Consider the following 25,046-nt stretch of genomic DNA (forward strand, 5'->3'; position numbering starts at 1 on the left):
GGCGCGCCCGCTCAGGCGAAGTCGAGCTCTCCCCGCACGATCGAATCTCCCGAGTGCGCCGGATCGCCGTCCACCGGCTCGAACGAGATGTCGACCAGGCGGTACTCGTCGAGGTCGACGCCGTCGGGCACACGGAATGTGCCGGACGCGTCGTCGAGCACGCCGAGGCTGATCAGCGCCTGTCCGTCTTCGCGGATCAGCCACACCTCGCGGTAGTCGCCGTCTGCGAGCTCATCGCCTTCGAGCGTCACCGTGAGGGTGCGCCGGCCGTCGCCGTCATCGTCGATCTCGGCCTGCCCGACCGCGTCGGGGTGATCGGGGAACGCCGCGAGCTCGGCCGAGGCGATCACGGCAGACGAGGGCGTCAGCGAGCGGGCGATCCACACACCGGCTCCGATCGCGACGACGAGCGCCATCGACGCGGCGAGGATCCAGACGGATGCCGAGGAGCGCCGACGCGAGCGTATACGAGTGCGATTGCGGTGCCGCTCGCGCTCGGCATCCACCGCATCCGGTTCGGAAACCGGCTCGGGATCGGAAACCGACTGGGGCGCGGGAATCGACTCGGACTCCGGCTCGGCCTCCACGGACGCGGGATCGGCCGCGGGATCCGCCGCGACCGCATCGCTCAACCTGAGCTCTCCGTGGATCCGCGACCACACGTCCGCCGGCGGGGCCTCGAGGTCGCCCTCGACCACGCTGGAGCGCGCCACCAGCGCGACCCTGGACATGTCGGCGACCTCTGCCGCGCAGGACTCGCACTCGACGAGGTGCTGCGTGTCAGCGTCGGAGCCGGCCGGTTCACCCATCGCGATCAGGGCGATCTTCTCGTCATCGAGATGTGACATGGTTCACCTCCAATCGGTCGCGCATTCGGGCAAGGCTTCGGCGGATATGGCTCTTCACGGTGCCGAGCGGCATCCCCATTCTGCGTGAGATCTCTTCATGGGTCAGGTCATCGTAGAAGGCCAGGCGCATGACCGCCTGCGCATCGGGCGCGAGCTGCTGCAGCTCGCTCGAGAGCAGCAGAGTCTCGGACAGATCGATCGACTCGGAGACGAGTGCGTCGGGTGGGGTGAGGCGCTCCATCTCGGCCTGCAGCTGCTGCACCTTGGCCCGCGCCTCGAACGTGTCGGCGATCCGGCGCCGGGCGATCGTGATGAGCCAGGTCGACAGGCGCGCCTTCGACGAGTCGTATCCGGCGCGCGAGTTCCAAGCCGACACGAAGGTGCGCTGCGTGACGTCCTCGGCATCCCCTCGGTCACCCAGCGAGCGAAGCGCCAGGGTGAAGACGACAGGCGACCAGCGTCGGTACAGCTCCGCGAGCGCCTGCTCGTCGCCCGCGACGAAACGGCGATCGAGCGCCGCCTCGGCTTCGGTGGTCTCATCCACCCGGAGTCTCCTCTCCATGGTGATCACCCCGCCTCATCGCGGGACCGCCACAGCCACCACGTTATCGCGGTAGTGGCCTGTCTGGCTGTCGAAGGGGCCGCCGCAGGTGATGATCACCAGGGCCGAGGGGCCCCCGCGCTCGAAGAGCTCGGCCGTCGGGAGCGCCGCCTTCTCGTAATAGGTCAGCGACTCGATCACGAACTCGCGGCTCGTGCCGTCGGCCGCGGCGATGCGGACGGTCTCGCCTGCGGGCACGTCCCGCAGGCGAGCGAGCGGTCCGATCGGATAGTCGACCGCGTCGACGTGCGCTGCGATCAGAATCCGGCCACTCGTGCTCGTGGCATCCGCCCCGTATCGATACCACCCGGCGACGGCCGGGTCGACAGGCAGCTCCATCTGTCCGGTGTCGGCCACCCCGACGTCCGTCACCGGCATATCGATGGCGAGCGACGGGATGGCCAGACTCACGGGAGCGACGGATGCCGCCGGGGTGGGGAGAGCACCCGGCCGCACCTCGACGTCTCTCGTGGGAGTGGGAGGGACAGGCGCTGGAGTCGTGGGGGGCGACTCCGTGGAAGGAGGGAGTTCCGCGCCCGCCCCTCCCGGTGTGCATGCCACGAGGCACGCCGCGGTGACCAGGGCGCCGAGCGTCAGGATGACGCGGCGCAGACCGGACTCTCGCGGCGTGCCTCGGAGCATCAGCGCACCGTCTGGCGACGACGGACGATCAGGCCCGCACCGACGGCGGCCGAGATCGCGAGGGCGACGAGACCCGCCGAGAGAAGCGTGGTCACCGATGCGTCCTGCTGGGCGAGGTAGCCCGCGGTGCCCGAGGGCACTCCGTCGGGGTTGGAGTGGAGTCCCGAGATCGTCTGAGCGGCGATCGCGAGGTTGCCTTCTTCGGCACTGCCCCAGGCGTAGACGATCGTGTTGACGCCCTCTTCGATCGCGACGTCAGCCGGGCCGATGACCGGGTCGGTCGTGCCCGTGAGTGCCACGGCGGCCGACACGGTGCCCGCCGGCAGGTCGAGCTTCGCCTCGTTGGGGTTCGTGAGGTTCTCGATCACGGGCGAGCCGCCGGCGAGGATGTCGACCGCGGGGGCCGCAGCCGTGTGACGCACCGTCAGCCTGCCCTGGCCGGGTGCCGTCTGCGAGATGTCGTTCGTGAAGAGGTTGAGGCCGGGTTCGCCCGCTTCGGTCAGGTGGGCCACGGCGGTGTAGTTCGCGCCCGCTTCGAGAGCGATCGTCGCGGGTCCGAGGACGGGAGCGCTCGCGTCAGCGGCGTCGGGAGCCGTGAGGGCGACCTCGTACGAGCCGGCCGGCAGCTCGAGCGGACCGGCCAGGTCACCGGGGGCGAAGTCGTCGAGGGTCAGCTCGCCGTTGACGTACACGTCGACCGGGGTGTCGGGGATCGCGTGCAGCACGGAGAGCTGGGCCGCCTGGGTGGTGGCGGCGCTGGCCGGCAATGCCAGGCCGAGAGCGGTGATCATTCCGACGGCGAGGCCGGCGGCGACTGTCTTGCGCATCTGTTCCTCCTGTACCCGGACCGCCCTGTGCGGCCCTTCATAGGAGTTGTTCTCCGGGAACCGGGGTTTTGGATGCAGGTGGATGAAGATTTTTCGCAGATGACTCCCAGCCCCGTCACTCTGCTCTCGCGGCGCGCTTCGCCTCTTGGAAGACCCGGATCGCCTCGTACCTCTCCGCCGAGCGCGCCTGTCGCTTCTCGCGCTGCTCGTCGCGGTTCTTCGGAGGCGCCGACGTCACGAGACCGTCGAGCAGATGGCGCACCGACAGCTCGATCTCGGCGACGGCCCGGTCGAACACCTCCGTGTTCGCCCGCGAGGGAGAGTTGGTGCCCGAGATCTTGCGCACGAACTGCACGGCGGCCTCGTGGCACTCGTCGTCGGTCGCGGGCGGTGCGAGGTTGTTGAGCGGAATGATGTTGCGGCACATGACTGTCAGGCTAGATCGCTGAGCGCGGGAGTCAAGAGGATGCGACGGAGTCAGTCCGAGCTGTTGTCAGTGGCGTCCATCCCTCGCATCGTCTCACGACACGGGGCCGCAGGCCTCAGACCCGCGCCTGCGCGTCACACGCCGCTCGCGAGCACTCGCGCATTCACCCTCCGCTGCCAGTCGCGCAGCTGCCACATCGGATGGTGGGGCGCCGCGTTCGAGCACAGCACCACTCCCCAGACCCCGGCGCGCAGCGCGGCATCCACTCCGCATTCGGCGAACTCGAGCCCGTGCTCGCTCTCCTCATACCAGGCGTTCAGGGGCGTGTAGCCGAGCCAGCCCTCGCCGATCACGGCGGGCACCCTCTTCCAGTGCGCCCACGCCGCGACCGCCGAGACGCGCGACTCGATCTCTCGACGCATCATCAGCCGGTAGGGGGCGGCGTGCTCGGAGAGCCATGCATCCCACAGTCCCGGATCCACCCAGTCGTAGCCGTAGATCATCTGGTCGGTGACGACCGTGGCCCGCAGCTTCCACTCGGCGGGCCGGCCGTACTCGGCAAAAGTGGGCGCATCGTCGACCAGCAGCGACCGCAGCATCGCATTCGGGAATCCCTCCGACTGCTCGGAACGGATGTCGATGAGCTTCTGCAGCGCGTCGAGGACGCCGTAGCTGTAGACGTGGAACTGCGCGGCACCGAGGGCATCCGACACCTGGTGCATCGCCAGATGCGGCGGCTTGCCGTAACTCGCGGTGATCAGAAGATCAGGATGCCGCCTGCGCAGCGCCCGCAGCGCGCGCTCGCCCGACCCGGCGAGCGCCGGGAGGATCGAGAAGTCCACCTCGTTGTGCAACTCCACCATCGCGATCTGCGAGCGCAGCCCGAGATCCGTCACCCAGTCGATGAGCCGGCCCCACGCGGCGGCCAGGTGGTCGTACCGCTCGGCGAGAGGCACGGCGTCGATCGCCTCGAACCATCTCGGCGACCGCGCGAAGCTCGTCGACTGCTGATATTCCCAACTGGCGAGGATGACGACGAGTCCGTGGCGCTTCGCCGCCTCGAGCAGCTGATGCAGGCGCTCGAGCACGTCGATCCGATACCCGCCGGGCACGTCGTACCAGCGCGTGCCACGGCCGTAATACCCACCGTCGGGCGCTGCGCCGAGACCCTCGATCTCGAGGTCGCGCGCGAGTCCCGAGAGTTCGGGATGGCCGAAGAGCAGCAACGGGGCGGCGCAGATCCGGATGCAGTTGTAGCCCAGATCCGCGGCATCGGCTCAGGCGCGATCGAGGTCGTCGTACGGCTCGCCCTCCCCGGCCCTCGTGTACCAGGAGAAGTCCCAGAGCGTGATCGACAGCCGCGCGGGCAGATGCGCGGGCACGCCGAGCGGCACCGGGCGCCAGGCATCCGAATCGTGTCCGGTGCCCAGATAGCGTTCGGTCATCGAGATGCTCCCGCGTCAGTCGTCATCGGTCCCCCGGGTGAACAGCAGCAGCTCGGGCAGGCTCGTCGCGAAGTAATCGGTCTCGCCCGACTCGTGGCGTGCCGCGGGCGGTGTGTACGGGCTGCGGGCCTCGCCGAGATTCGGCGGTGGGTCGGCCCGCGGCAGGTCGAGCGTCGCCCGAGTCGCGTCCCATGCGGCGAGCGCCTCGCCTTCACCGCCCTCCCACGGCCGGAACTCGCGCTCGGTGAGGATCGCGTATGCCCGCGTGGCCTCGCCGACGGTCAGCAGCAGCCGCACATAGGCGATCGCGAAGTCGTCACGGGTCAGGACGAGCGGTTCGATCGGTCGCAGTCGCTCATACCTCGATGCGGCGTCGTGCCCCAGGCGCAGGGCCAGCTGATCCTGCTCGTATCGCAGACGGGCGTCGCCGGGCGCCGCCTCGACCGCCTGCCCGTACAGGGTCCAGGCACGGTCGTCGTCGTGCGTCACGGAATAGGCGGCGAGCGCCGCATCCCGAAGGAGCACGGGGTGCCGCAGGCCCGACTCGATCGCCGCGTTCCACTCGGACGCGGCCTCGACGCGTCTGCCTGAGGCGTAGAGCAGGGTTCCGCGCAGCATCCGGGCGGTGGCGTCGTCGGGTTCGGCGGCGACCGCGAGGCTGAGGGCGTCGAGCGCGTCGAGTCCTGAGGGGAAGGCCCAGGTGAGATCGACTTCGCGTGCGCTGCGTCTGTGTGCGGTGGCCTCGGCCGGCCGACCCTCCGCGTCGTGGATCCCCGCCGCGAGGTAGTGGGCGATCGGTCGAAGATTGCCGCTCGGCGTCACCGCTGCCGACTGCACCCGGTCGAGCAGCAGCAGGGCGGATGCCGTGTCACCGGCGTCCCTCAGCTCCAGCGCCACGTCGAGCAGGATGCCCGTGTCGCCGATCGCGTGTCCGGCGAGGAACCGGATGGTGGCCGCGAGAGGGTCTGCGCGGAGGGCGGCGTCGAGCATCTGCTGCGCCTCGGCGTCTCGCCCGGAGCGACGGAGGAGGATCGCCCGCAGCGCGATGCGGCGCGGGTCGTGCGCGGCGACGGCGTCGAGCTCGTCGAGCACGCGCATCGCGGAGCGATCCTGGCCCTGGTGCGCGAGTGACTGGGCGAGCGCGAACCCGGCGGGCGCGGCCCAGGTGCCGTCCCATCCGGCCTTGCCGAACGCCTGCTGCGCCTCGACCACCTGGCCGAGGCGGGACTGCACGAGACCGAGCAGATAGAACGCCTCTGCGTCGGCCGGGTTCGCGTTGCGTCGGGTCAGGCGGGCGACGGCGGTGCGCACGTGCGCGAGCGCCTCCTCGTACCGCCCCTGCCGATAGAGCCGATCGGCCACGGCGATGTTGGTGCGGGCATCGCCGGGATCCCGTTCGAGCGCGGTGCGCCAGTAGGGCATCGGCGACCGCGTCGGATGCCGGTACTGGCTGAGGTGCAGACCGGTGAGATACAGCTCTTCGACCGACTCGGTGGCTTCCGGCGTCGGCGGCTCCTCCGCGACCCAGGGCTCTGAAGCCGCCACGACCGGCGGAGCCCAGCGCACCAGCACGCGCCCGTCGGCGTCGAGCACCCGCACCTCGAGGTCGTCGTCGTGAGAGAGTCCCCGCGTGCGCACGACCGTGGGCACACCCGGATCGAGGTCGACCGTGTGACACCCGACCGTCTCGCCCGCCGACACGACCAGCACCCGCGCGCCCCGGCGGCGGGCGGTCGCCGCCACCGACACGACCAGGTCATCGCCCTCGCGGTCGATGTGCACCGCGGCATCCGGCGTCGCCTGGTGCACCACTCCGATCGCGGGGATCGGATACCAGCACTGCGTGAAGGTCTTCGTCTCGCCGGGCAGAAGCCACGAGAAGTCCGGCTGGTTGTCGGTGTAGACGCCGGCCATCAGCTCGACGTACGGGCCGTCGGCGTCGGTCAGCTGCGCGTCCCATGCGTGCCCGAAGGGCGCATCGCCCCAGGTCCACATCTTCTTGCCGGGAGAGACGCGATGCTCGGCCCAGTGCACGAATCCCGCTCCCGCGGCATGGTCGTACCCTCCGAAGAAGTCCTGGTGCGAGTCGACGATCATGTACGACGTCGGCACGGGGATGTTGCGATACCAGTCGATCCGATCGGCGCCGGGGGTCTCGGCGGCGCGCGCGGGGTAGTCGACGCCGTAGTACGGGCGGTCCGCCGCCGGGAAGGAGGTGAGAGCGCGTCGGGCGTGATCGGCGACGAAGCGGACGTCTGGGGGGAAGAACGCCTGGTAGTCGTCGTGCACCCGCGCGGCGACGTTCGCCCACCAGAGGAAGCTCTGCCGCTCCTTCGTGCGGTTGTGCAACCGCACCGCGAGCTCGACCACCGAGCTGCCCGGTCGCAGGCGCACGCCGTGCTGCGCCGACATGCGGGCGAACGGGTCGTGGTCGTGGCACCAGACCGTGACAGTGCCGTCTGCGTCGGTCTCGATGCTCGTCTCGACAGGCAGGTGGGTCGCGGGGCGGTGGTGCTGCGGCCAGTTGAACTCGACGCCGCCGCTGATCCAGGGCCCGGCGAGCCCGACGAGCGCCGGCTTGATGACGTTGTTGCGGTAGAAGAAGTCGTATCCGGTGACCTTGTCGTACCCGACGTGGATGCGACCGCCGAGCTCGGGCAGCACGACGAGGCGCACGTACTCGTTCTCGAGGTGGATCGCGTCCCACTCGCGCGGGCTCGCCTCATGGTCGACGCTCTCGATGAACGGAATCGGGTACACCGCTCCGCTCGACCCCTGGTAGACCCGGTGGTCGAGGAACATCGGGTACGGGCTCGGCGCCCCGGCCTCGTAGGTCGCGATCGTGAGCGGTTCGCGCCAGGCGACGGGTCGACCGTCGTCGAGCGTGGCGCGCAGCCTCTGCGGCACCGCGGGAAGATCGACCGTCATGGTTCTCCTCGGAATCGGCGGCGCACGTCGGCCGCTCTTCGAGGCTAGAAGCGCCCCGAGACTCTCGGTATGGTGAGACCGAGGGACGACATGGACGAAACAACGGGTCGCGACATCGCCGCGCACTCACCGGGCCTCGCGCGCCGCGCGGAGGGCTTCGCCGATCAGCGACTCTGCGTGGTGCCGCGCCCCCAGGTCGAGCTCGCGCTCGCCGCGCCCGTCACCCGGCGCCTCACGGTCACCGATGCGGGACTGTTCCCCCACGCCGAGGGCCACCTGCGCCGGCGTCCGCACGGAGCATCCGAGACGATCGTGCTGGTCTGCGTGGGCGGCGCAGGAGTGGTGACGTTCGGCGGCGACGAGTACACGCTCAGCCCCGGTGCGAGCATCGCGATCCCGGCGGGCACCCCGCACGAGTACCGCAGCTCCGACCGCGACCCATGGACGATCTGGTGGCTGCACGTGCGAGGCACAGATGCGGCAGAGCTGACGACACCGGCCGGTGTCTCCCGTCTGGTGCGGCTGCGCGCGGCCGATCGGGTGGTGGCGCTGTTCGACGAGCTCCTCACGCTGCTCGAGCGTCGCATCTCGCCCGCGCACCTGCTGGCGGCATCGGGCATCGCCTGGAATCTGCTCACGCGAATCACGGTCGACAGCACGCTTCCCGCCGAGGGCTCGCCACTCGAGCGGGCGATGCGCTACCTCGAGACGCGCATCGACGGCAGCATCCAGGTGGCCGATCTCGCCGCCCTCGTCGACCTCTCGCCCTCGCACCTGAGTGCGCTGTTCCGTCAGGCGACCGGCGGCGGGCCTGCGGCGTTCCACACCTCGCTCAAGATGGGCAGAGCGCGAGCGCTGCTCGACGCCACGAACCTGTCGATCGCCGAGATCGCCGCGTCGGTGGGATACTCCGATCCGCTGTACTTCTCGCGTCAGTTCCGCCGGGTGCACGACGTGAGCCCCACGGCCTACCGCGACCAGCACAAGGGCTGAGCGCGTCGTCACGGGGTCGTCGTACGCGTTCGCGTCCGCGTCACGACACCCGGGCGTATCGGCGCACGAGCAAGGCCGCCGCATCCACCCGCAGCACGGGGTCGTCGGCCCTCGGTCTGACTCGAGGGTCGACGTGCACTCGAGTCGTGGGATCCCAGGCGAATGCGGTGAGACGGATCGGATGCTCGGTCAGCCGATCACGATACCCGCTGAGGTCGACCTCGAGCGGACGCCCCGACCAGAACTGATCCGCGATCAGGTCCTCGCCGATATGCAGGCGGATCACGTCGCCGACCCAATCGAGACGCAGCACGACCTGGGCGGCGCCGTCGCCGATCCCGCTCGGGATGCGGATCGCAGCCGTCGCGGCGTCGACGAAGTCGTCCTCCGTCGGGGCGGCGAAGCGCGATGCCGGCCCACCGATCCTCGGCGCGAACACCGGCGCAGCCGGGAAGACCGGCGGCTCCAGGTCGTGACGAGCGTCTGTCCCCTCGACGACCCGGCGTCCGAACTCGACGCCGCGTCCATCGCCGCTGTCGGTCAGGACGAGCAGCTCCTCGTCGGCGTCCTGCCTCTCGGCCACGAAGCCCCGGTCGTCGAACCAGCCGCCGTGCGGCCAGATCACCACGCTGTCGATCCCGTTCACGGGTCCGCGCCAGACGGTATCCGCAGTGCCGCTGTCGAGGATCACGAAGGTCGTGCGACCGACCTGCACGCGGCAGTCGACTCCCGGCGCCGAGTCGGGGCGGATCACGAGACGGCCTTGCTCGCTCACCGCCGCGCTCGCTCCCCGGACGACGGGCGGTTCCCCTCCATCGAGCTGGATCTCCACCTCGATGCCATCGCTCGCGGCCAGGAACACCACATCGTGGTCGCCGACGCGGATCTCGGTGATCGGCTGGGCCGTCGCGCTCACGGCGGACAGATCTCCGAGGGGCTGCCGGATCGGCCAGAAGAAGGAGGAGCCGGCTGGCACGGTGATCCGGTCGCTCGGGATCCGCACGGCGGCATCCGGCCCCACGATCTCGAAACCCACGGCCTCGACCGCATCGAGTGGCGCCAGCGCCGGTTGATGGGTGTTCACGAACAGGAACCCGCGGTCGCCGTCGCCTCTCACCGACCAGCGCAGGTCGCCGGGCTCCTGCGATCCGATTCGCGCGGGGTAGGTCGCGAGCCGGTCGCCGAACGCCGAGAGGAACAGATGCTGGCGACGCAGCTGGTGGAAATGCCGTCGTTGCGTGCCTGCGGCCCCGATCGGCGCGAAGAAGTCGTAATCGCGCACCGGGACGTCGTTCGGATACCCGGTCGCCTGCGACTCCTGCGTCGTCGACAGCGCCCCGTCGAAGTGGAGTCCGCCGTGGAACATGTAATAGCCCTGCCAGGCCGATCCGCTGCCGAGCTTGGTCAGCGCGAGCGCCGCGACATCCTCCGCATCGACGAGCGGTCGCCGGTGATACGCGGTCGCCATGCCGCTGCCCAGCTCGCAGGTCGCGTAGGGCCAGCCATCATTCGTGCCGCGGTCGTCGGCCGCGGATGCGTCGGCCGGGGTGGCGCGCAGGTCGGCGCCGACCGAGAGGTCGTCTCGCACATCGCTGAACGTGAAGTGCTGGCGCCCGAACTCCGGCCACCCCGTGTCGGACTCCTCCCAGAATCCGTCGGCGTATCCCGCGTAGACGGGCAGGAAGCGCCCTGGTGGCAGCTGCGCGCCGCCCCACCCCGTGGCCGTGAACAGACTCGCTGCGAGTCCGACCGACTCGGCGAGCGCGCGCAGCGTCGACAGGTGCTGGGGCTGGTCGTACAGCTCGTTCTCTATCTGGATGCCGATGATCGGCGCCTCCGGAGCATCGGGCCGATGCACGAGGTCGGCCACCTGCCCCGCGATCGCCGAGTACCAGCGCCGCACCACCTCGAGATAGGCCGGGTCGTCGGTGCGGTGGGCGATGTCGCGAGCCTGCAGCCAGTCGGGGAAGCCGCCGTTGCGCGTCTCGCCGTGCGCCCACGGACCTATCCGGACGACGACGTCGAGCCCCACGCGGGCGGCCGTCTGCACGAATTCCCGCAGATCGCGATCGCCTTCCCAGCGGAATTCGCCCTCGACCTCTTCGTGCGCCAGCCAGAAGACGTAGGTCGCGAGCACGTCGATGCCGCCGGCGCGCATCTTGCGCAGTTCGCGCTCCCACACCTCGCGCCGATCGCGCACGAAGTGGTACTCCCCCATCACCGGTATCCAGGGCCTGCCGTCGCGGCTCAGGTACCGGTCGGTCACCTCGAGGCGTCGAGCGGTGTCCACGCCGTCGCCCAGGTCGAGAGCCGCGGGCACCGGATCCGTCGGTCGGGGGAGCTCGACGCGGTATCGCGCTCCGGTCGAAGTCGAAGTCGTCGTCGCGGAGGTCATCACTCGACCGTACGCACCGACGCCGAGAGAGCGACAGGGGTGATGCGACGGAACGGCTGGAGAGAACGACGGATGCGGCGGCATCCGACCAGCGCACAGCAACGGGCGGGGGGAGCGTGATTCCGCTCCCCCCGCCCGCGCCGGGGGTCTTACTTCTTGAACGCGTCCTTGACGTTCTCGCCGGCCTTCTTCGCGTCGGCCTTGACCTGGTCGGCCTTGCCTTCGGCAGCGAGCTTGTCGTTGTCGGTCGCGTTGCCGATCGCTTCCTTCGCCTTGCCCGCGATGTCCTGGGCGGCGTTCTTGATCTTGTCATCGAGTCCCATGAGGAGCTCCTTTCGTGAGGGGTGATCGTGACGACGGGAGGATTCCCGGCGTCTTATCGTCGTTGCTCTGCGCGACCGACGATAAGTCTCTGCATCACGACAGCCGACGCTGGTCGTGAGCGAGCCGTGCCCGAAGACCGGTGTGGATCGAGACGTACGTCTCGGTGTCGCGGCCGGTCAGGGTGGCGAGGTTGGTGAGCAGTCGGTCGACGTGGTCGACCAGCTCGCGGGGGTCGGTGTTCTGCCGAGGCGTGACCGACACGTGCAGCACCGGCGTGGTGCGGATGTCGTTCGCCGTGACCTGCGCCGAGAGGATCTCGGCACGTGTCGCGAGCGAGTTCTTGACGGCATCCGACACGAACGATTCGGTGACGGTGACTCGGCCGAGCGGGTTCTGCGCTCCCGACGAGCGGAGAGCCGTCTTCGACCGACGACCCGCGACGCTGGTGAGCGCGAGGATCAGCAGCACGATCACGACGACGATCGCGACGACCGCGCCCACGCCGATCCACGACAGGCTTCCGCCTGCGATCGCGGTGGCGGCGATCGCCTGGTCGAGCCACGAACGGGCGTCCTCGCCGCCCGACGTCCAGATGTCGGTCGCGGTCGGCCAGCTCATGATCGCGATGCCGAGGGCTCCGAGACCGAGGAAGAGCACGCCGATGATGAACAGCAGGGTGCGGTTCAGGGCACGGTTCGTGTTGTTCACAGCTCGCCTTCCTTCTCGTTCGCACGCTCGATGCGCACGCGGGTGCGCACGCTGCGCGTCAGCCGGTAGGTCTGCAGCTCGGCCTCGGCGGCGGACTGCACCGCGTTCTTGTCGAGTGGGATGCCGACACCCGGACGCACGGTGACGTCGACGCTGCGGTGGCCGACCCCGACGGTGATGCTCTCGCGCGCCAGAGCCGTCTCCTCCGAGAGGTGCTGGGCGAGAGCGCTGGCGATCACGCCGTTGTCGACGACGACGGCGCGGTCACCGGACTCGAGGGTGTGCTTCGACAGTCGCCCCGGTGTGAGGGCGAGCACCACGAAGACGATCCCGATCAGCGCCAGCACGACGCTGCCCGCGATCACGAGGCCGGCGGGCTGCGCGGTGGGCAGGCCCACGAGCCATCCACCCGCTGCGGCCGGTCCGAGCAGGAGCGCTGGCTGCGCCGCGAGGCTCAGCACGATCTCGAGCCCGATGTAGGCGAGAGCCAGGACGAGGAGGATGACCGCGATGAACATCGCGACGGTGCGCGGTGAATGCGTCTCGCGTCGGACGACGCGACGAAGAACAGGGGTGCTCATCGCACTCGTCTCCTCTCTGGGATGGTGGCACCGGTGATGGTGAGGGTGATTCGGGTGACGTCCCGGCCGATGATTCCCGTCAGACGCTGCTGCAACTGCTCCTGCAGCTGACGGGCCCGATCGAGCACGGGGACGCTCTGGGAGATCGCGACGGTGTCGTCGAGATCGGGGATCGGAAGCGGCGTCGCGATGCGCACTGCTATTCCTCCCGGGTGTTCGGTGACATCGACCTTCACGTCACCGCGCGGCACACCGATCAGGGTTGCGGACGCCTGTTCGGTGACCGTGCGGTAGACGCGCTCTTTCACGTCGATGCGCCCAGGGACGGTGGTCTCTCCGGTGGCGACCCGCGAGGAGCCGCCACCGGTGGCGAGGTTCTGGTCGATGCGCATCAGGAGGTGCGCCGCCCCGTGAACGCGTCTGCGAGACCGCGGACGTCGAGCTTGCCGGAGGCGATCCTGCCGATGATCGCCCCGATACCTGCGAACAGGGCCATGAGGAGGAAGCCCCAGAACCCGAACAACAGAGCTGCGAGGGCGAGGAGCGCACCGATCAGGGCGCCGGTGGTGGTGGGGGTCATGAGACTCGCGACTCCTCGTTCTCGTTGCTGTCGTCGCCCGGCACGTGCACGTCGTTGACCTCGACGTTGACCTCGACGACCTCGAGACCGACGAGTCGGCTGATCGCACCCGCGACGGCGGCGCGCACGTTGTTAGCGACCTCCTGGATGGGGGCGGGGTACTCGACGACGATCGTCAGGTCTGCGGCGGCCTGCGTCTCGCCGACCTCGACCTTGACGCCCTGCGACAGGTCGGTCGCGTTGACCGCGTCACGGATCGCGCCGAAGGCGCGTGCTCCGCCGCCGCCGAGTGCGAACACGCCGGGAACCTCACGGGCGGCGATGCCGGCGACCTTGGCCACCACTCCCTCGGCGATGGTGGTCTTGCCCGCGGCATCCGAGTCGGCGGGGATCCGCGTCGTCGAGAACGTCGAAGAGCGGTCGACCCGCGAGCCCGATGCAGCCGGCTTGGGTGCGGCGGTGGTCTGGGCCAGCTCCTTCTCGGCGGGGCTGGTGGGGGTGTTCTGGTCCTGGGTTGCCATGTCGATTCCTTTGCCTGAAAGCGGATGCCGGCTACGAGACCCTTCCGGCCTCACCGGGAGCGTGTCGGTCGCTCACAGATAGGACGTGCGGGGGTTCGCATTCGTCACAAACTCGTCGCGGAGAATCGGACAAGCAGGATGACGTCGGCGGAAATCGAGCGACTATTGACTGCTCCCGGTCTGGCCTCCGGCGCCCCCGGACGCGAGGATGAGCGGATGAACAGCGACTCGCCCGCCACCGCCCTGCTCGTCATCGACGCCCAGGAGTCCTTCCGCCAGCGGCCGGACGAGTGGGCGGCCACCGCCAACCCGGACGCCATCGCCAACATCTCGCGGCTGGTCGATCACGCTCGCGAGGTCGGCGACCAGGTCGTCTGGGTCACGCATTCCGAGCCGGGCAGCGGCGGGGTGTTCGACCCGGCCCACGGCTTCGTCCGAGTGATCTCAGACCTCGATCCGCAGGACGACGAGATCGCCGTGACGAAGACCACTGTCAACGCCTTCACCTCGACAGACCTCGAAGAGCAACTGCGCAACCTCGGCGTCGGGCGCGTGATCGTGTGCGGCATCCGCACCGAGCAGTGCTGCGAGACGACGGCTCGGATGGCGGCCGACCTGGGCTTCGCAGTGGAGTTCGTGACGGATGCCACGACGACCTCGGCGATCGCGGCGAATGACGGGCTCGCCGCCGTCTCGGGCGACGAGATCATGCGGCGCACCGAGAGCATCCTTGCTGCGCGCGGATTCGCGACCGTCATCCGCACGGCTGATCGGGTCGGCATCTCCGCCTAGGTTGGAGGGCATGCCCTCCTCGCTCGCGCTTCCCGATCTCACCGGCCGCACGATCCTCGTCACCGGTGCGAACGCGGGCATCGGCTATTGGTGCGCCGAGATCCTCGCGTCTCGCGGCGCCAGGGTGCTGCTCGGATGCCGGTCGACCGAGAGGGCGGAGGTCGCGGCATCCTCGATCCGGGCGCACGCGCCCGGCGCCGACCTCGGCATCCTGCCGATGGATCTCGCTTCGCTCGCGAGCATCACCGAGGCCGCGGCATCCGTCGGCGAGCGCATCGACGCCGTGATCTGCAACGCGGGAGTGAAAGCGGCGGATCGCAGCGCCCGCACCTCTGACGGCCTCGATCTGATGGTCGGCACGAACTTCGTCGGGCACTTCGCCCTGCTCGGCCGGCTCGGCGACGTGCTGGCCGACGATGCCCGAGTCGTGGCGGTGGGTTCGCTGGCCCATCGATTCGCCGAGATCGCCCCCTCCGCGCTCGCGCAGCCGTGGACGGGGCCGTCGCTGCGGCAGTACGGCCGGTCGAAGGCCGCGCTGATGGCCTTCACGTTCGAGCTGAACCGGCGCTGGAGGGGCTCGGCGCGGTCAGCGCTGTGTGCGCACCCCGGCTACGCGGTCGACCCGCTGACTCCGCACCGCGACGGCCTCGCCGAGGTGTCGGCAGTGACGCGCGCTCTCGCCTCGCTCAGCCGCCCGCTCGTGCAGGGCAAGGATGCGGGCGCGGCGCCCATCGTGCACGCGACGGTCGCCGCCGATGCCACGGGCGGCGACTACTGGGGGCCCGGCGGTCTGCTGGAGTTCCGCGGGGCGCCGAGACGCGTGGCCGCGAGCGCGCAGGTGCGCTCGGTCGACGTGGGCGCTGAGCTGTGGGCCGTCGCCGAGCACATGGCCGGCGTGCGGTTCAGGGTCTGACGGTCGGCGCGTCGGTCAGGCTCAGTCCGCCTCGAGCACATAGGCGCCGGATGCGTCGGTGAACAGCCCGGTCTGACCGGGGCGCGCCTCGCGTACGAAGTCCGCGACCCAGGGGAAGCGGGCGACGAACGAGTCGACCGACCACACCTCGTGATTGGCCGAGTCGTTCATGTACTCCTCGGACTCCAGCCCGGTGACAGACTGCAGGTCGCGCCCGGTGAACGTGATCCACCGCGGCGGGTGCTCGGCATGCAGCTTCGAGAGGAAGACCGGGGCGTTGCCCTTCAACCCCGGGGCTGCGACGGCGTCTTCTCGCGTGACGTCGAGCAGCGCGTCGACGGATCCGGCCGCGGCGACCAGCGCCTCCCACCCCTGGGCTGACGCGAACGACGCCTCGGCGTCGGTCAGCATCCGGAGTGTGCGCACGTGGCCGACCAGCGCGCCTTCGTCAGACCGCACCTCGTCGAAGGATGCACCCCATCGCGACGGACTCACCATGATCGCCGAGATGCGTGTGCCGGTGAGGAAGGACTCGCTGTTGCGCCACGGGGCGCCCACCGGAGGCACCCGCCTGTTCGTCGCGATGTCATCGCAGACGATCCCGAGTGCGACCCGCGCCGCACCCTGCTGGCCGTCGAGCACCTCGACGGCCAGCTCGACGCGTTCGCCCGAGTCGGTCGGCATCAGGGAGACGCCCGATGTCATCACCGTGATGGGGCCGCCCGCCGGCCGCTTCTCGACCACGCGGATAGACCCGCCGATGCGGTCCTCCCACGCGATGGGATCGGCACCGAGCGAATCGAAGACGTGTCGGGGAAACTCCAGGCCATCGGTCATCGCCCCAGTCTCACAGTCGGCCGTCGGCCCCGGCAACCGTCGCGGCAGCGGTCTCGAGGCCTGTCGCCTACGCCGCGGCGATCTCGCGCGCAGGGATCTCGTCGATCGACCGATACACGGGCAGGCCGCGCTCGAGGGCGATCTCGACGTCCTTGTCGGCACCCGCCGAGTCGCCGGGCAGGCGCAGCACCGCGTCGCAGTGCTGCAGCAGCCGGTGCGCGGTCTCGTACATGACGTCGCCATCGGCGACATCCGCTTCGTCGATCCCCCGGAGGATCGGCAGGGCGACCCACTCGCCGATCATCGGCACGTGACCGAGACGGTGGATCGGCGCCGCAGCCTCTTCGAGTCGTTCGAGGTTGCGGGCGATGAGGGCGGGGTCGCCGCCGGTGCCCGAGCGGTAGGGGCCGGCGATCAGAATCAGGAGTGGAGTTGTCATGGAGAAGACTGTAACGTTAACCGTGCAAGAACGTGCAACTTCGTGAATGAATAAGATTCGGAGAGTCGGATGCTGGGCGCACAGCGCAAGGACCACCTGCGAGAGATCCTGCGCAGGGATGGCCGCGTGGTGGCGAAGGACGTCGCCGCCGATCTGGGCGTTTCAGAGGACTCGATCCGCCGCGACCTGCGCGAGCTCGCCGACGCCGGTGAGATGGTGCGGGTGTACGGCGGCGCTCTGCCGATTCCGCCGGCCGATCGTCCCGTCGATCAGCGCGCGTCGCTCGCCACCGAGAGCAAAGAGCGCGTCGCCCGCCGCGCCGTCGAGCTGATCGCCCCCGCGTCGACGATCGTGCTGGACGCCGGCACCACGACCCTCGCGATGTCCCGGATGCTGCCGCACGGCACCGACCTGACCGTGATCACACCCAGCCCGGCGATCGCCCTCGCGGTCGCCGAGCACTCCGACGCTCGCGTCGTGATCATCGGCGGCGAGCTCGCTCGCTTCTCGATGGTCGCGAGCGGTCCCCTCGCGATGGAGGCGGTGCAGCACCTCCACGCCGACGCGTTCTTCCTCGGCGCGACCGGCATCGACCCGGCGCGCGGCCTGACCACCGGCCACCTCGACGACGCCGTCACCAAGCGCGCGATCGCCGCCCGCTGTGCGCAGACGTACGTGCTCGGCAGCGAAGAGAAGATCGGCGCGACGTCGCGCTACCCCGTGCTCGACCTCGAGGCCGTCGCCGGCGTGGTCGTCGACCCCGTCGACGCGAACCCCGTGATCGACGAACTCGCAGAGCGGGTGACCGTGCTGCGCTGAGCCGCATCAGGCCTCAGGTGATGGTCGCCGCCACGATCGTCGGGGTCATGATGGCCACCATCGCGGCGGTGATCGCGTCGTAGACGGCCTTGGCTACGGCATCCCCCGCGGGCGACCCCGCCGTGAGCTCTTCGATCCGTTTCTTGAGGTCCCGCGCCGACAGTCCGCCGCATTCGTCGCGCAGGATCGCGTGCGCCGAGTTCAGGTTCTGCAGGATCGACAGCAGCGCCAGATCGGCCTGCGTCGGAGCAGCGGCTCCGGCCAGCACGGCGGACAGGCGGGAGCGCAGCATCTGCTCGGGTGCAGAGTCGGATTCGGGAGTGCGCACCGACCCCCAGCCGAAGAATCCGCGCTCGCCACGCACGAGCACGCCCTGCACGACGAGCGACTCGACCACGACCTCGAGCGGGTCGAGCTTGGGCCGCACCACGAGAGACTGCAGTCGTTTGCCGCGCAGCGGCACGAGGCGCTGCAGCGTCGTGTCGAGGATCGGGTTGCCGGTCGGCTCGGTCGACACGATGTCGACGACCGGGTTCTTCTCGTCCGACACCGAGATGCGTCCATGCAGGGCGAGGTCGACGATGACGGCGGCGACCTCGCCGTAGAGGCGGTTCACGCTCACCGCGCTCTCGACGCGGCCATCAGGCCGCAGCAGCAGCATGTGGAGTTCTTCGACGATCAGCATGCACCCACGCTATGACGGCATTTCGCGTCTGGGCATCCCCCGAACGGATGACTTCGGGATGCCGAGCACTGCGCCCCGTCGTGTCAACCCCGTCGCCGTGCGAGCGCCGATTTCGTACGGTTTCGGAATGACTTCCGACACTGCCGCGACCGCGGAGGAGCCCACCCGGCTGCGTCGCGCCATCACCGGCCCCCTGCTGTTCGCCTTCATCCTGGGCGATGTGCTCGGCGCCGGGATCTACGCGCTGATGGGAGTGCTCTCCGAGAAGGTCGGCGGGATGCTGTGGGCACCGCTGCTGCTCGCGCTCCTGCTCGCCCTGTTGACCGCGGGGTCGTACGCCGAACTCGTCACCAAGTACCCGCGCGCGGGCGGGGCATCAGTCTTCGCCGAGCGCGCCTTCCGCAGCCCGATCGTGTCGTTCCTGGTCGGATTCAGCATGCTCGCGGCGGGTGTGACGAGCGCCGCCGGTCTGGCGATCGCCTTCGCCGGCGACTACCTGGGCACGTTCTTCGACCTGCCGACGATCCCCGTCGCGATCGTCTTCCTCGCCATCGTCGGAGCGCTCAACGCCCGCGGCATCCGCGAGTCGCTCGGCGCGAATCTCGTCATGACCGCGATCGAGTTGAGCGGTCTCGTGATCGTCATCGTCGTGGTGGGTGTGTTCGTGGCCGGTGGCGGTGGCGACGCCTCGCGGCTCACGCAGACTCCTGAGGGGACTCCCGCGGCGATGGCTGTGCTCGCCGGAGCGGTGATCGCGTACTACTCCTTCGTCGGGTTCGAGACTTCGGCGAACATGATCGAAGAGGTCAAGAACCCGCGGCGCACCTACCCGCGCGCGCTCTTCGGCGCACTCTTCACCGCCGGCGCGGTGTATGTGCTCGTGGGCGTCGCCAGCTCGATCGCGTTGCCGGCATCCGAGCTGCAGGAGTCGAGCGGCCCGCTGCTCTCGGTCGTCGAGGCCGCCGGCGCCAGCATCCCCTCATGGCTGTTCAGCCTGATCGCCCTGATCGCCGTCGCCAACGGTGCGCTGCTGACCATGATCATGGTCAGCCGGCTGACCTACGGGATGGCCGAGCAGAACCTGCTGCCCCCGGTGCTCGGCCGCGTGCTGCCGAACCGCAAGACCCCCTGGGTGGCGATCCTCACCACGACCCTCGTCGCGATGGGCCTGACGCTGGTCGGCGACCTGGCGACGCTCGCTGAGACCGTCGTGCTGCTCCTGCTGTTCGTCTTCGTCAGCGTCAACGTCTCGGTGCTCGTGCTGCGGCGCGACCGGGTCGAACACGACCACTTCCGCATCTGGACCGTCATCCCGGTGCTCGGCATCGCGTCGTGCATCCTGCTGCTCAGCCAGCAGCGCCCCGTCGTCTGGCTGTTCGGCGCGATCCTGCTGGCCGTCGGCGGCGTGCTCTATCTGCTCGCCCGCTGGAGCCGGAACCGTGCCCGGACGCACAGCACTGACGAAGACCCCTCATCCCCCACCACGAAGGAGAACCATGAGCACGCCTGAGCACACCCACGAGTCCGACGACGCCATGACCAGCGAAGAGAAGCGCCACGATCAGCTGACCTCGGCACCGGACGCGACCGATGCCGACGCCGCGCCCCGCATCGAGGTCTCCGAGCACGACGGCAACACCCGCATCGACATCGCCCCCGACGCTGCGGTGCGCCCCGGCCCCGGGCCCGGAGTCGAGACCGACGACCAACCGGAGCGGTGACCGGCGCGGGTTACAGCCAGCCCTTGCGTTTGAACGCCCAGTAGAGGCCGAAGCCCATGCCGACCATCAGCGCGACCGCCATGGGATAGCCGAGCGTCCAGTGCAGCTCGGGCATGTGGTCGAAGTTCATGCCGTAGACCGTGCCGACGAGGGTCGGAGCGAACAGGATCGCCGCCCAGCCCGAGATCTTCTTCACCTCGTCGTTCTGACGGATGCTCAGCTCGGTCATCCGCCGCATCTCCTCGTTCTGCCGGCGCGCGACGATCGTCGACTCGACGGTCAGAGCGTTGTCGAGCACGGTGCGGAAAGTGTTCGCCCGCTCTGAGACACGCAGGGTGTGGTCGAGCACATCGCGCAGATACCGCTGCAGCTCCTCGTCGACCTGGTACTTCGCAGACCCGCGCAGCAGCGAGTCGAGCATCCCGGCCAGAGGCTGCACCGCCCGCTGGAAGTCGATCACCTCTCGGCCCAGCTCGTAGATGCGCTGCGTGGCGTCGACTCCGTCTTCGAAGAGCTGGCTCTCGATCTCGTCGATGTCGTTCTCGAGCCCGGCGAGCACCGGTGCGTACTCGTCGACCACCTCGTCGAGGATCGCGTAGAGCACGGCCTCAGGGCCGAGCTTCAGGAGTGCGGGGTCGTCTTCGAGGCGGCGCCGAACGCGTCCGAGGTCAGGAGACTCCGCGTGACGGATCGTCACCACGAAATCCGGCCCCACGAGCACGTGGATCTCGCCGAACTCGACCTCCTCCGCGGCATCCAGGTACCGAGCGGAGCGCAGCACCATGAACAGCACGTCGCCGTACCGCTCGAGCTTCGAGCGCTGGTGCCCCGAGAGCGCATCCTCGACGACGAGCGCATGGATGCCGAACTCGTCGGCGACCTCGCGGATCTCAGCTTCACTCGGTCGGTACAGGCCGATCCAGCTCATGCCTCCGCGCTCGCGCAGCACCTCGAAGGTCTCGCTGAGGCTCCGCGGATTCTCGGTACGGATGCCGCCGACGTAGATCGCGTTGTCGATGATCGCCATCGGCGCTCCCTCCATCAGTCGGGCCGCGGACCGGTCGTCCGCCTCCGAGGTCAGCCGGCGGGCGGCGCGACGCAGGGGATCGCAGAGTCGGTGATCTCCTGGTGGTACTGCTCGGCCGTGAACGGCAGTCCGAACTCGGGGGCCGTCTGGCCAGCGGCTGCGGGAGCCTTCGATGCGATCGCGGCGAGCTCCCATGCCAGGAACATCGCGGTCAACCCGCCGGTCGTCGAGTCGTTCAGCGACACCGCGACCGTGAAGCCGGTCTCCGGGTCGGAGAACGCCGACGTCTGGTACCCGGGAGTCCATCCCGACTGTCCGACCATCGATCCGACGAGCAGGGCTCCTCCGGTGGCCTGGAACCATGAGGGCGCCTCGGGGCTCTGCGGCAACGGAGCTCCGAAGCGATTCGGCTCTTCCTTCGTCCGCAGCTCCTGCGCAGCCTCGGCCTGGGCGTACCGGCCGAGCTCCTCGATCGTCGACACGACGCCGGAGTCGGTGTACCCGGTGCTCGACGACAGCGTGGTGATGTCGGTCGGGGCCGCACAGTTGTATCCGCCCTCGATGGGCGTCAGATAGTGCCCGTTCATGACCGGCCCCGTCGAGGGCGCAGCTGCGGCCGGCGAGGGTAGCGACGTCTGGGAGAGACCGAGCGGCTGGGTCACGTACTCGGAGATCAACTCGGATGCCGTGAGGCCCGATGCCCGCTCGAGGGCGAGTCCGAGCAGCAGGTAGCCGGCATCGGAGTTGGTGTAGGTCGTCTTCGGCGTGGCGCGCGGGGCGCCGAGGCCGTAGGCTGCGAGCTCGAGCGGCGCCCACACGCGCTCGGGAGTGGTGAACCACGCCGCCTGTGCGGTGGCCTCGGACGAACCGATCCCGCTGGTGCTGTTGCACAGGTCGAGAAGCGTGGTGTCCTTCATATCGGCAACGCCCGAGACGTATTCGGTCACGGGGTCGTCGAGGTCGACCACGCCCTCATCGACCAGGCCGTAGAGCACATCGCACGTCATGAGCCGTGTCATGTCTGCGACGCGGAAGGCCATGTCCGTGCTGATCTCCTCATCGGAACCGGGCCCCTGCGTGCCGACTCCGGCGACCCAGCTGCCACTCCAGGGAGCCCACACGCCCACGACAGCACCCGACGCCCCCGACGCGGCGAGCGCGTTGGCGACGGCTGCCTCCATGGCGGCGACGGTGTCGTCGGGCAGTGCGCCATCGACTTGAGACGGCGGCTCGTAGCTGAACTCCGGCTCGGCTGTGCAGCCGGTGAGGAAGAGCCCGAGCACGGCGACGCCGGCCGCTGCTGCGCGGAACGTGCGCGACGAGAGAAGCTGCATGAAAGGGGACCCCCGGAAGACGTGTCTCCCGAGTCTAGAACGCCGTTCCTGAAAGATCGCATCGCCGGGGCCCCTTTAGGGTGATCAGCATGCCCCACATCTTCGACGCCGAGGTCGTCTCCGCCATCCTGCGCCACATGAACGGCGATCACTCCGACGACAATCTGCTCATCACGCGCGCCTTCTCAGCCGTCGAGGACGGCGAGATCAGCGATGCCGTGATGACGGACCTCGACGGCGACGGCGGCGTCTGGACGGTCACCCGCGCGGGTATCGCCTCCGAGGTGCGCATCGCATGGCCCTCGGGCCCCATCACCGAGCGACCCGCCGTGCGCCGCGAAGTCGTCGCGCTGTACGATCTCGCGTGCGAGAAGCTCGGGGTCGAGCCGCGGCCGCACGCATGACTCTCTGAGATATCGGGCTTTCGCTCCAGGTTAGGTCACCCTTACACTTGGCACATGTCCGAGATCCTCTCCTTCTCCGCAGCCCTCCGTGAGCGCTCCTCCGGTTCGCACTCGCGCAGCGAGGGTGCCGGCTTCATGTCCGACCTGCTCAAGGGCGAGGGCTCGCGCGAGGACTACATCGCGCTCGTCGCACAGCACTACTTCATCTACGAGGCCCTCGAAGGCGCGGGCGAGCGCATGCGCCGCGACCCCGTGGCATCCGTCTTCCTCAGCGACAAGCTGACCCGTCTTCCGGCACTCGAGGCCGACCTCGAGTTCCTGCTCGGCGCCGGCTGGCGCGACGAGATCGTCGCACTGCCCACCACGCAGCGCTACGTCGAGCGCATCCGTCAGGTGGGCGCGACCTGGGCCGGAGGCTTCGTCGCGCACCACTACACGCGCTACCTCGGCGACCTGTCGGGTGGCATCTTCATCGGACGAGTGATGGCACGCCGCTTCGGCTTCGAGACCAACGGCATCGGCTTCTACCTGTTCGACGACATCGCCGACCCGTCCGCGTTCAAGGACGTCTACCGCGAGCAGCTCGACGCCGCGCCGTGGGACGACGCCGAGCGCGAGCGCGTGATCGACGAGGTGCTCCTCGCCTACCGCTTCAACACCGAGCTGTTCGAGGACCTCGACCGCGCACGCGTCGCCGCCTGACACGCGCTCACGCCTCAGGCCTTCCCCACCTCAGGGGTGGATGCCGCGAGCCACGCGTCGCGCATGAAGCGGCGCACGTCTTCGTCGACGCGGATGTCACTCGGGCGCAGCGCCCTCGAGAGGTAGAGCCCGTCGAGCGATGTGAGCCGTGAGAGCGCGACGTAGGTCTGCCCCGGTGCGAACGCGCCGGACCCGAGGTCGATGATGGCGCGGTCGTAGGTCTTGCCCTGCGACTTGTGGATCGTGACGGCCCAGGCGAGACGCAACGGGAACTGCGTGAACTCCGCGACGACGTCGCGGGACAGCTTCTTGGTGCTCGCCTCATACGAGTAGCGGAAGCGTTCCCAGACCGCGGGCTCGACGTCGACCTCGTCTCCGTCGATCTCGACGCGCACGGTCTCGCCGAGGATGCGCACGACAGTGCCGATCGTGCCGTTCACCCACCGCGGCGGCTCACCCGACATCGAGGTGTCGTTGCGGAGGAACATCACCTGCGCACCGATCTTCAGCTTGAGCTCCGGCTCGGCGGGCAGCGATGCTTCGCCCCTTCCGAACTCTCCGCTGACCTCGGCCTTCGCGGTCTGCTCCTTGCCCGGAAGCGCCGCGAGGTGTCGGCTGTTGATGGTGTTCACGATGTCGTTGCGCGTGGCGAGCGTGATCATCGGCACCTCGCCCGGCTCCGGGTCGGGTGGCGTGCGCGCGCCCTGCGTGTTGAGCACTCCGGCGATCTCAGCCGTGACCCGGCCGTACCGCACCGCGTTCAGCATGGCCTTGAAGCCGTCATCCGACTGCCGGTGGATCTGCACGAGCTCGCGCACGTGCAGCTCGGCGCGGGTGTCGACGGCGAAGAGACCCTCTTCCTCCTCCGGCGCCTCGCCTCCGGCGGAGCCGGCCCAGACCTTGGCGTCGAAGAACCAGAACGACCGGTAGTGGTCCTTCACATAGCGCAGCTCGTCGCCGCGCGGCGGCACGGGGGCCAGCTGATACGGATCGCCGAACATCACGATCTGCACTCCGCCGAACGGGATGCCGCGCTTGCCCCGTGCCTGACGGAGCGAACGGTCGATCGCATCCATCAGGTCGGCGTTGACCATCGAGATCTCGTCGATCACGAGAGTCTCGATCGCGTTGAGGATCCGTCGCGTGTTGTCGTTCTGATCGATGTCCGAATCGCCGATCAGACCGATCGGCAGGCGGAACAGCGAGTGGATCGTCTGGCCCTCGACGTTCAGCGCGGCGACACCGGTGGGTGCGCAGATCGCGATCTGCTTCTTCGTGTTCCACGAGAAGTACTGCAGCAGGGTCGACTTGCCGGTGCCCGCGCGACCGGTGATGAAGACGTGCTCGCTGGTGTCCTCGATCAGCCGGAACAGCTCTTGCTGCTCTTCGGACAGGGCGGGAAGCGACACGGTTCTCTCACACGGCTGGGAGGCGGGAGTGCACGTGGAGATCGTGCCTCCCCATGCTACGTGGCGGCGCGCACCCGGCATCCGAAGGACACAGCGATCACCGCCGACGCACGGCGACCCGCGCACGGCATCGTCCCAGGCCGC

The 25,046-nt window shown here is 69.3% G+C and carries 29 protein-coding genes; 8 read left to right on the forward strand and 21 right to left on the reverse strand.

All coding sequences use genetic code 11. The annotated features are described in order from the left end of the window. Nucleotides 1-11 precede the first annotated feature (11 nt). The 8 genes from FIV50_RS16520 to FIV50_RS16550 form a co-directional block, all read right to left on the reverse strand. The gene (locus FIV50_RS16520; RefSeq protein WP_140038377.1) at nucleotides 12-848 is read right to left on the reverse strand and encodes an anti-sigma factor; all 837 of its coding nucleotides are present in this window, start codon (nucleotides 846-848) and stop codon (nucleotides 12-14) included. Continuing rightward, nucleotides 832-1,392 carry an RNA polymerase sigma factor gene (locus FIV50_RS16525; RefSeq protein ID WP_140038378.1) on the reverse strand — a complete coding sequence of 187 codons (561 nt, stop codon included), beginning with the start codon at nucleotides 1,390-1,392 and terminating at the stop codon, nucleotides 832-834. The genes FIV50_RS16520 and FIV50_RS16525 overlap by 17 nt, the downstream gene beginning before the upstream one ends. A 33-nt stretch (nucleotides 1,393-1,425) precedes the next feature. Further along, nucleotides 1,426-2,091 carry a class F sortase gene (locus tag FIV50_RS16530; RefSeq protein ID WP_140038379.1) on the reverse strand — a complete coding sequence of 222 codons (666 nt, stop codon included), beginning with the start codon at nucleotides 2,089-2,091 and terminating at the stop codon, nucleotides 1,426-1,428. Continuing rightward, nucleotides 2,091-2,918 carry a DUF4397 domain-containing protein gene (locus FIV50_RS16535; RefSeq protein WP_140038380.1) on the reverse strand — a complete coding sequence of 276 codons (828 nt, stop codon included), beginning with the start codon at nucleotides 2,916-2,918 and terminating at the stop codon, nucleotides 2,091-2,093. Before FIV50_RS16535 ends, FIV50_RS16530 begins: the two co-directional genes overlap by 1 nt. Nucleotides 2,919-3,033: 115 nt before the next feature. After that, on the reverse strand, nucleotides 3,034-3,345 hold the full coding sequence (locus tag FIV50_RS16540; RefSeq protein WP_140038381.1) for a DUF2277 domain-containing protein: 312 nt from the start codon (nucleotides 3,343-3,345) through the stop codon (nucleotides 3,034-3,036). A 134-nt stretch (nucleotides 3,346-3,479) separates the two neighbouring features. After that, a complete protein-coding gene (locus tag FIV50_RS16545) occupies nucleotides 3,480-4,571 on the reverse strand; it encodes a cellulase-like family protein (RefSeq protein WP_258184319.1) in 1,092 nt (363 codons plus the stop codon). A 51-nt stretch (nucleotides 4,572-4,622) separates the two neighbouring features. Then, complete coding sequence (locus tag FIV50_RS17970) at nucleotides 4,623-4,790, reverse strand: hypothetical protein (protein WP_258184320.1); 168 nt, start codon at nucleotides 4,788-4,790, stop codon at nucleotides 4,623-4,625. Nucleotides 4,791-4,805: 15 nt separating this feature from the next. Continuing rightward, a complete protein-coding gene (locus FIV50_RS16550; protein WP_140038382.1) occupies nucleotides 4,806-7,718 on the reverse strand; it encodes a DUF5107 domain-containing protein in 2,913 nt (970 codons plus the stop codon). Between the two features lie 90 nt (nucleotides 7,719-7,808). Between FIV50_RS16550 and FIV50_RS16555 the strand changes: the two genes are divergently transcribed. Continuing rightward, entirely contained in the window at nucleotides 7,809-8,711 is a 903-nt protein-coding gene (locus tag FIV50_RS16555) for a helix-turn-helix domain-containing protein (protein ID WP_140038383.1), read from the forward strand. A gap of 40 nt (nucleotides 8,712-8,751) precedes the next feature. Here the strand turns inward: FIV50_RS16555 and FIV50_RS16560 are convergent, their stop codons facing one another. The 7 genes from FIV50_RS16560 to FIV50_RS16590 all read right to left on the reverse strand — a co-directional run bounded on the left by FIV50_RS16560 (nucleotide 8,752) and on the right by FIV50_RS16590 (nucleotide 13,820). Further along, nucleotides 8,752-11,106, reverse strand: coding sequence for a beta-galactosidase (locus FIV50_RS16560; RefSeq protein ID WP_181164260.1), 2,355 nt, complete (start codon nucleotides 11,104-11,106; stop codon nucleotides 8,752-8,754). A 149-nt stretch (nucleotides 11,107-11,255) separates the two neighbouring features. Beyond that, nucleotides 11,256-11,429, reverse strand: a complete 174-nt coding sequence (locus FIV50_RS16565; RefSeq protein ID WP_053098095.1) for a CsbD family protein — start codon at nucleotides 11,427-11,429, stop codon at nucleotides 11,256-11,258. A 94-nt stretch (nucleotides 11,430-11,523) separates the two neighbouring features. Further along, nucleotides 11,524-12,138: a hypothetical protein gene (locus FIV50_RS16570; protein WP_140038385.1), complete on the reverse strand. Its 615-nt coding sequence runs from the start codon at nucleotides 12,136-12,138 to the stop codon at nucleotides 11,524-11,526. Further along, nucleotides 12,135-12,719 (reverse strand): DUF6286 domain-containing protein, encoded by a 585-nt coding sequence (locus tag FIV50_RS16575; RefSeq protein ID WP_140038386.1) that lies wholly within the window; start codon nucleotides 12,717-12,719, stop codon nucleotides 12,135-12,137. The genes FIV50_RS16570 and FIV50_RS16575 overlap by 4 nt, the downstream gene beginning before the upstream one ends. After that, nucleotides 12,716-13,111 carry a hypothetical protein gene (locus FIV50_RS16580; RefSeq protein WP_140038387.1) on the reverse strand — a complete coding sequence of 132 codons (396 nt, stop codon included), beginning with the start codon at nucleotides 13,109-13,111 and terminating at the stop codon, nucleotides 12,716-12,718. Before FIV50_RS16580 ends, FIV50_RS16575 begins: the two co-directional genes overlap by 4 nt. Further along, a complete protein-coding gene (locus FIV50_RS16585; RefSeq protein ID WP_140038388.1) occupies nucleotides 13,111-13,299 on the reverse strand; it encodes a DUF2273 domain-containing protein in 189 nt (62 codons plus the stop codon). The genes FIV50_RS16580 and FIV50_RS16585 overlap by 1 nt, the downstream gene beginning before the upstream one ends. Beyond that, a complete protein-coding gene (locus FIV50_RS16590; RefSeq protein ID WP_140038389.1) occupies nucleotides 13,296-13,820 on the reverse strand; it encodes an Asp23/Gls24 family envelope stress response protein in 525 nt (174 codons plus the stop codon). Before FIV50_RS16590 ends, FIV50_RS16585 begins: the two co-directional genes overlap by 4 nt. Nucleotides 13,821-14,036: 216 nt before the next feature. Between FIV50_RS16590 and FIV50_RS16595 the strand changes: the two genes are divergently transcribed. Next, a complete protein-coding gene (locus tag FIV50_RS16595; protein WP_140038390.1) occupies nucleotides 14,037-14,612 on the forward strand; it encodes an isochorismatase family protein in 576 nt (191 codons plus the stop codon). 10 nt (nucleotides 14,613-14,622) lie between these two features. Further along, nucleotides 14,623-15,525: an SDR family NAD(P)-dependent oxidoreductase gene (locus tag FIV50_RS16600; RefSeq protein WP_140038391.1), complete on the forward strand. Its 903-nt coding sequence runs from the start codon at nucleotides 14,623-14,625 to the stop codon at nucleotides 15,523-15,525. Between the two features lie 21 nt (nucleotides 15,526-15,546). On the opposite strand, the gene FIV50_RS16605 is transcribed toward FIV50_RS16600, so the two are convergent. Both FIV50_RS16605 and FIV50_RS16610 read right to left on the reverse strand, forming a co-directional pair. Then, nucleotides 15,547-16,362, reverse strand: a complete 816-nt coding sequence (locus FIV50_RS16605; RefSeq protein ID WP_140038392.1) for a suppressor of fused domain protein — start codon at nucleotides 16,360-16,362, stop codon at nucleotides 15,547-15,549. A 67-nt stretch (nucleotides 16,363-16,429) separates the two neighbouring features. Next, nucleotides 16,430-16,801, reverse strand: a complete 372-nt coding sequence (locus FIV50_RS16610) for a DUF4406 domain-containing protein (protein WP_181164261.1) — start codon at nucleotides 16,799-16,801, stop codon at nucleotides 16,430-16,432. 69 nt (nucleotides 16,802-16,870) lie between these two features. Here FIV50_RS16610 and FIV50_RS16615 point away from each other — a divergent pair, with 69 nt between their 5' ends. Next, the gene (locus tag FIV50_RS16615) at nucleotides 16,871-17,620 is read left to right on the forward strand and encodes a DeoR/GlpR family DNA-binding transcription regulator (protein ID WP_140038393.1); all 750 of its coding nucleotides are present in this window, start codon (nucleotides 16,871-16,873) and stop codon (nucleotides 17,618-17,620) included. Nucleotides 17,621-17,633: 13 nt separating this feature from the next. On the opposite strand, the gene FIV50_RS16620 is transcribed toward FIV50_RS16615, so the two are convergent. Continuing rightward, nucleotides 17,634-18,305, reverse strand: coding sequence for a GOLPH3/VPS74 family protein (locus FIV50_RS16620; protein WP_140038394.1), 672 nt, complete (start codon nucleotides 18,303-18,305; stop codon nucleotides 17,634-17,636). Between the two features lie 127 nt (nucleotides 18,306-18,432). Here FIV50_RS16620 and FIV50_RS16625 point away from each other — a divergent pair, with 127 nt between their 5' ends. Together FIV50_RS16625 and FIV50_RS16630 are read left to right on the forward strand one after the other, a co-directional pair. Continuing rightward, entirely contained in the window at nucleotides 18,433-19,815 is a 1,383-nt protein-coding gene (locus FIV50_RS16625) for an APC family permease (RefSeq protein ID WP_140038395.1), read from the forward strand. Further along, nucleotides 19,802-20,026: a multidrug transporter gene (locus FIV50_RS16630; protein WP_140038396.1), complete on the forward strand. Its 225-nt coding sequence runs from the start codon at nucleotides 19,802-19,804 to the stop codon at nucleotides 20,024-20,026. Before FIV50_RS16625 ends, FIV50_RS16630 begins: the two co-directional genes overlap by 14 nt. Nucleotides 20,027-20,036: 10 nt before the next feature. Here the strand turns inward: FIV50_RS16630 and corA are convergent, their stop codons facing one another. Beyond that, nucleotides 20,037-21,053 carry a magnesium/cobalt transporter CorA gene (gene corA, locus FIV50_RS16635; RefSeq protein WP_140038397.1) on the reverse strand — a complete coding sequence of 339 codons (1,017 nt, stop codon included), beginning with the start codon at nucleotides 21,051-21,053 and terminating at the stop codon, nucleotides 20,037-20,039. Nucleotides 21,054-21,103: 50 nt separating this feature from the next. Further along, a complete protein-coding gene (locus FIV50_RS16640; protein ID WP_140038398.1) occupies nucleotides 21,104-22,387 on the reverse strand; it encodes a serine hydrolase domain-containing protein in 1,284 nt (427 codons plus the stop codon). A gap of 89 nt (nucleotides 22,388-22,476) precedes the next feature. On the opposite strand from FIV50_RS16640, the gene FIV50_RS16645 reads away from it, so the two are divergent. Next, nucleotides 22,477-22,791, forward strand: coding sequence for a DUF2470 domain-containing protein (locus FIV50_RS16645; RefSeq protein WP_140038399.1), 315 nt, complete (start codon nucleotides 22,477-22,479; stop codon nucleotides 22,789-22,791). Between the two features lie 54 nt (nucleotides 22,792-22,845). Next, the gene (locus FIV50_RS16650) at nucleotides 22,846-23,493 is read left to right on the forward strand and encodes a biliverdin-producing heme oxygenase (RefSeq protein ID WP_140038400.1); all 648 of its coding nucleotides are present in this window, start codon (nucleotides 22,846-22,848) and stop codon (nucleotides 23,491-23,493) included. Between the two features lie 14 nt (nucleotides 23,494-23,507). Here FIV50_RS16650 and FIV50_RS16655 read toward each other — a convergent pair whose 3' ends face one another. Further along, the gene (locus tag FIV50_RS16655) at nucleotides 23,508-24,902 is read right to left on the reverse strand and encodes an ATP-dependent DNA helicase (RefSeq protein WP_140038401.1); all 1,395 of its coding nucleotides are present in this window, start codon (nucleotides 24,900-24,902) and stop codon (nucleotides 23,508-23,510) included. Between the last annotated feature and the right edge of the window lie 144 nt (nucleotides 24,903-25,046).

The sequence above is a fragment of the Microbacterium foliorum genome, assembly GCF_006385575.1.
In the GTDB taxonomy this organism is placed as follows: domain Bacteria; phylum Actinomycetota; class Actinomycetes; order Actinomycetales; family Microbacteriaceae; genus Microbacterium; species Microbacterium foliorum_B.

Bases quoted from the DNA above. Each gene is read 5' to 3' on its own strand.
- FIV50_RS16650 (WP_140038400.1), top strand. From the start codon at position 22,846: ATGTCCGAGATCCTCTCCTTCTCCGCAGCCCTCCGTGAGCGCTCCTCC.
- FIV50_RS16590 (WP_140038389.1), bottom strand. From the start codon at position 13,820: ATGGCAACCCAGGACCAGAACACCCCCACCAGCCCCGCCGAGAAGGAG.
- FIV50_RS16615 (WP_140038393.1), top strand. From the start codon at position 16,871: ATGCTGGGCGCACAGCGCAAGGACCACCTGCGAGAGATCCTGCGCAGG.
- FIV50_RS16550 (WP_140038382.1), bottom strand. From the start codon at position 7,718: ATGACGGTCGATCTTCCCGCGGTGCCGCAGAGGCTGCGCGCCACGCTC.
- FIV50_RS16575 (WP_140038386.1), bottom strand. From the start codon at position 12,719: ATGAGCACCCCTGTTCTTCGTCGCGTCGTCCGACGCGAGACGCATTCA.
- FIV50_RS17970 (WP_258184320.1), bottom strand. From the start codon at position 4,790: ATGACCGAACGCTATCTGGGCACCGGACACGATTCGGATGCCTGGCGC.
- FIV50_RS16645 (WP_140038399.1), top strand. From the start codon at position 22,477: ATGCCCCACATCTTCGACGCCGAGGTCGTCTCCGCCATCCTGCGCCAC.
- FIV50_RS16610 (WP_181164261.1), bottom strand. From the start codon at position 16,801: ATGACAACTCCACTCCTGATTCTGATCGCCGGCCCCTACCGCTCGGGC.
- FIV50_RS16560 (WP_181164260.1), bottom strand. From the start codon at position 11,106: ATGACCTCCGCGACGACGACTTCGACTTCGACCGGAGCGCGATACCGC.
- FIV50_RS16605 (WP_140038392.1), bottom strand. From the start codon at position 16,362: ATGACCGATGGCCTGGAGTTTCCCCGACACGTCTTCGATTCGCTCGGT.
- FIV50_RS16640 (WP_140038398.1), bottom strand. From the start codon at position 22,387: ATGCAGCTTCTCTCGTCGCGCACGTTCCGCGCAGCAGCGGCCGGCGTC.
- FIV50_RS16630 (WP_140038396.1), top strand. From the start codon at position 19,802: ATGAGCACGCCTGAGCACACCCACGAGTCCGACGACGCCATGACCAGC.
- FIV50_RS16620 (WP_140038394.1), bottom strand. From the start codon at position 18,305: ATGCTGATCGTCGAAGAACTCCACATGCTGCTGCTGCGGCCTGATGGC.
- corA (WP_140038397.1), bottom strand. From the start codon at position 21,053: ATGGCGATCATCGACAACGCGATCTACGTCGGCGGCATCCGTACCGAG.
- FIV50_RS16530 (WP_140038379.1), bottom strand. From the start codon at position 2,091: ATGCTCCGAGGCACGCCGCGAGAGTCCGGTCTGCGCCGCGTCATCCTG.
- FIV50_RS16625 (WP_140038395.1), top strand. From the start codon at position 18,433: ATGACTTCCGACACTGCCGCGACCGCGGAGGAGCCCACCCGGCTGCGT.
- FIV50_RS16520 (WP_140038377.1), bottom strand. From the start codon at position 848: ATGTCACATCTCGATGACGAGAAGATCGCCCTGATCGCGATGGGTGAA.
- FIV50_RS16535 (WP_140038380.1), bottom strand. From the start codon at position 2,918: ATGCGCAAGACAGTCGCCGCCGGCCTCGCCGTCGGAATGATCACCGCT.
- FIV50_RS16580 (WP_140038387.1), bottom strand. From the start codon at position 13,111: ATGCGCATCGACCAGAACCTCGCCACCGGTGGCGGCTCCTCGCGGGTC.
- FIV50_RS16565 (WP_053098095.1), bottom strand. From the start codon at position 11,429: ATGGGACTCGATGACAAGATCAAGAACGCCGCCCAGGACATCGCGGGC.
- FIV50_RS16585 (WP_140038388.1), bottom strand. From the start codon at position 13,299: ATGACCCCCACCACCACCGGCGCCCTGATCGGTGCGCTCCTCGCCCTC.
- FIV50_RS16555 (WP_140038383.1), top strand. From the start codon at position 7,809: ATGGACGAAACAACGGGTCGCGACATCGCCGCGCACTCACCGGGCCTC.
- FIV50_RS16600 (WP_140038391.1), top strand. From the start codon at position 14,623: ATGCCCTCCTCGCTCGCGCTTCCCGATCTCACCGGCCGCACGATCCTC.
- FIV50_RS16595 (WP_140038390.1), top strand. From the start codon at position 14,037: ATGAACAGCGACTCGCCCGCCACCGCCCTGCTCGTCATCGACGCCCAG.
- FIV50_RS16540 (WP_140038381.1), bottom strand. From the start codon at position 3,345: ATGTGCCGCAACATCATTCCGCTCAACAACCTCGCACCGCCCGCGACC.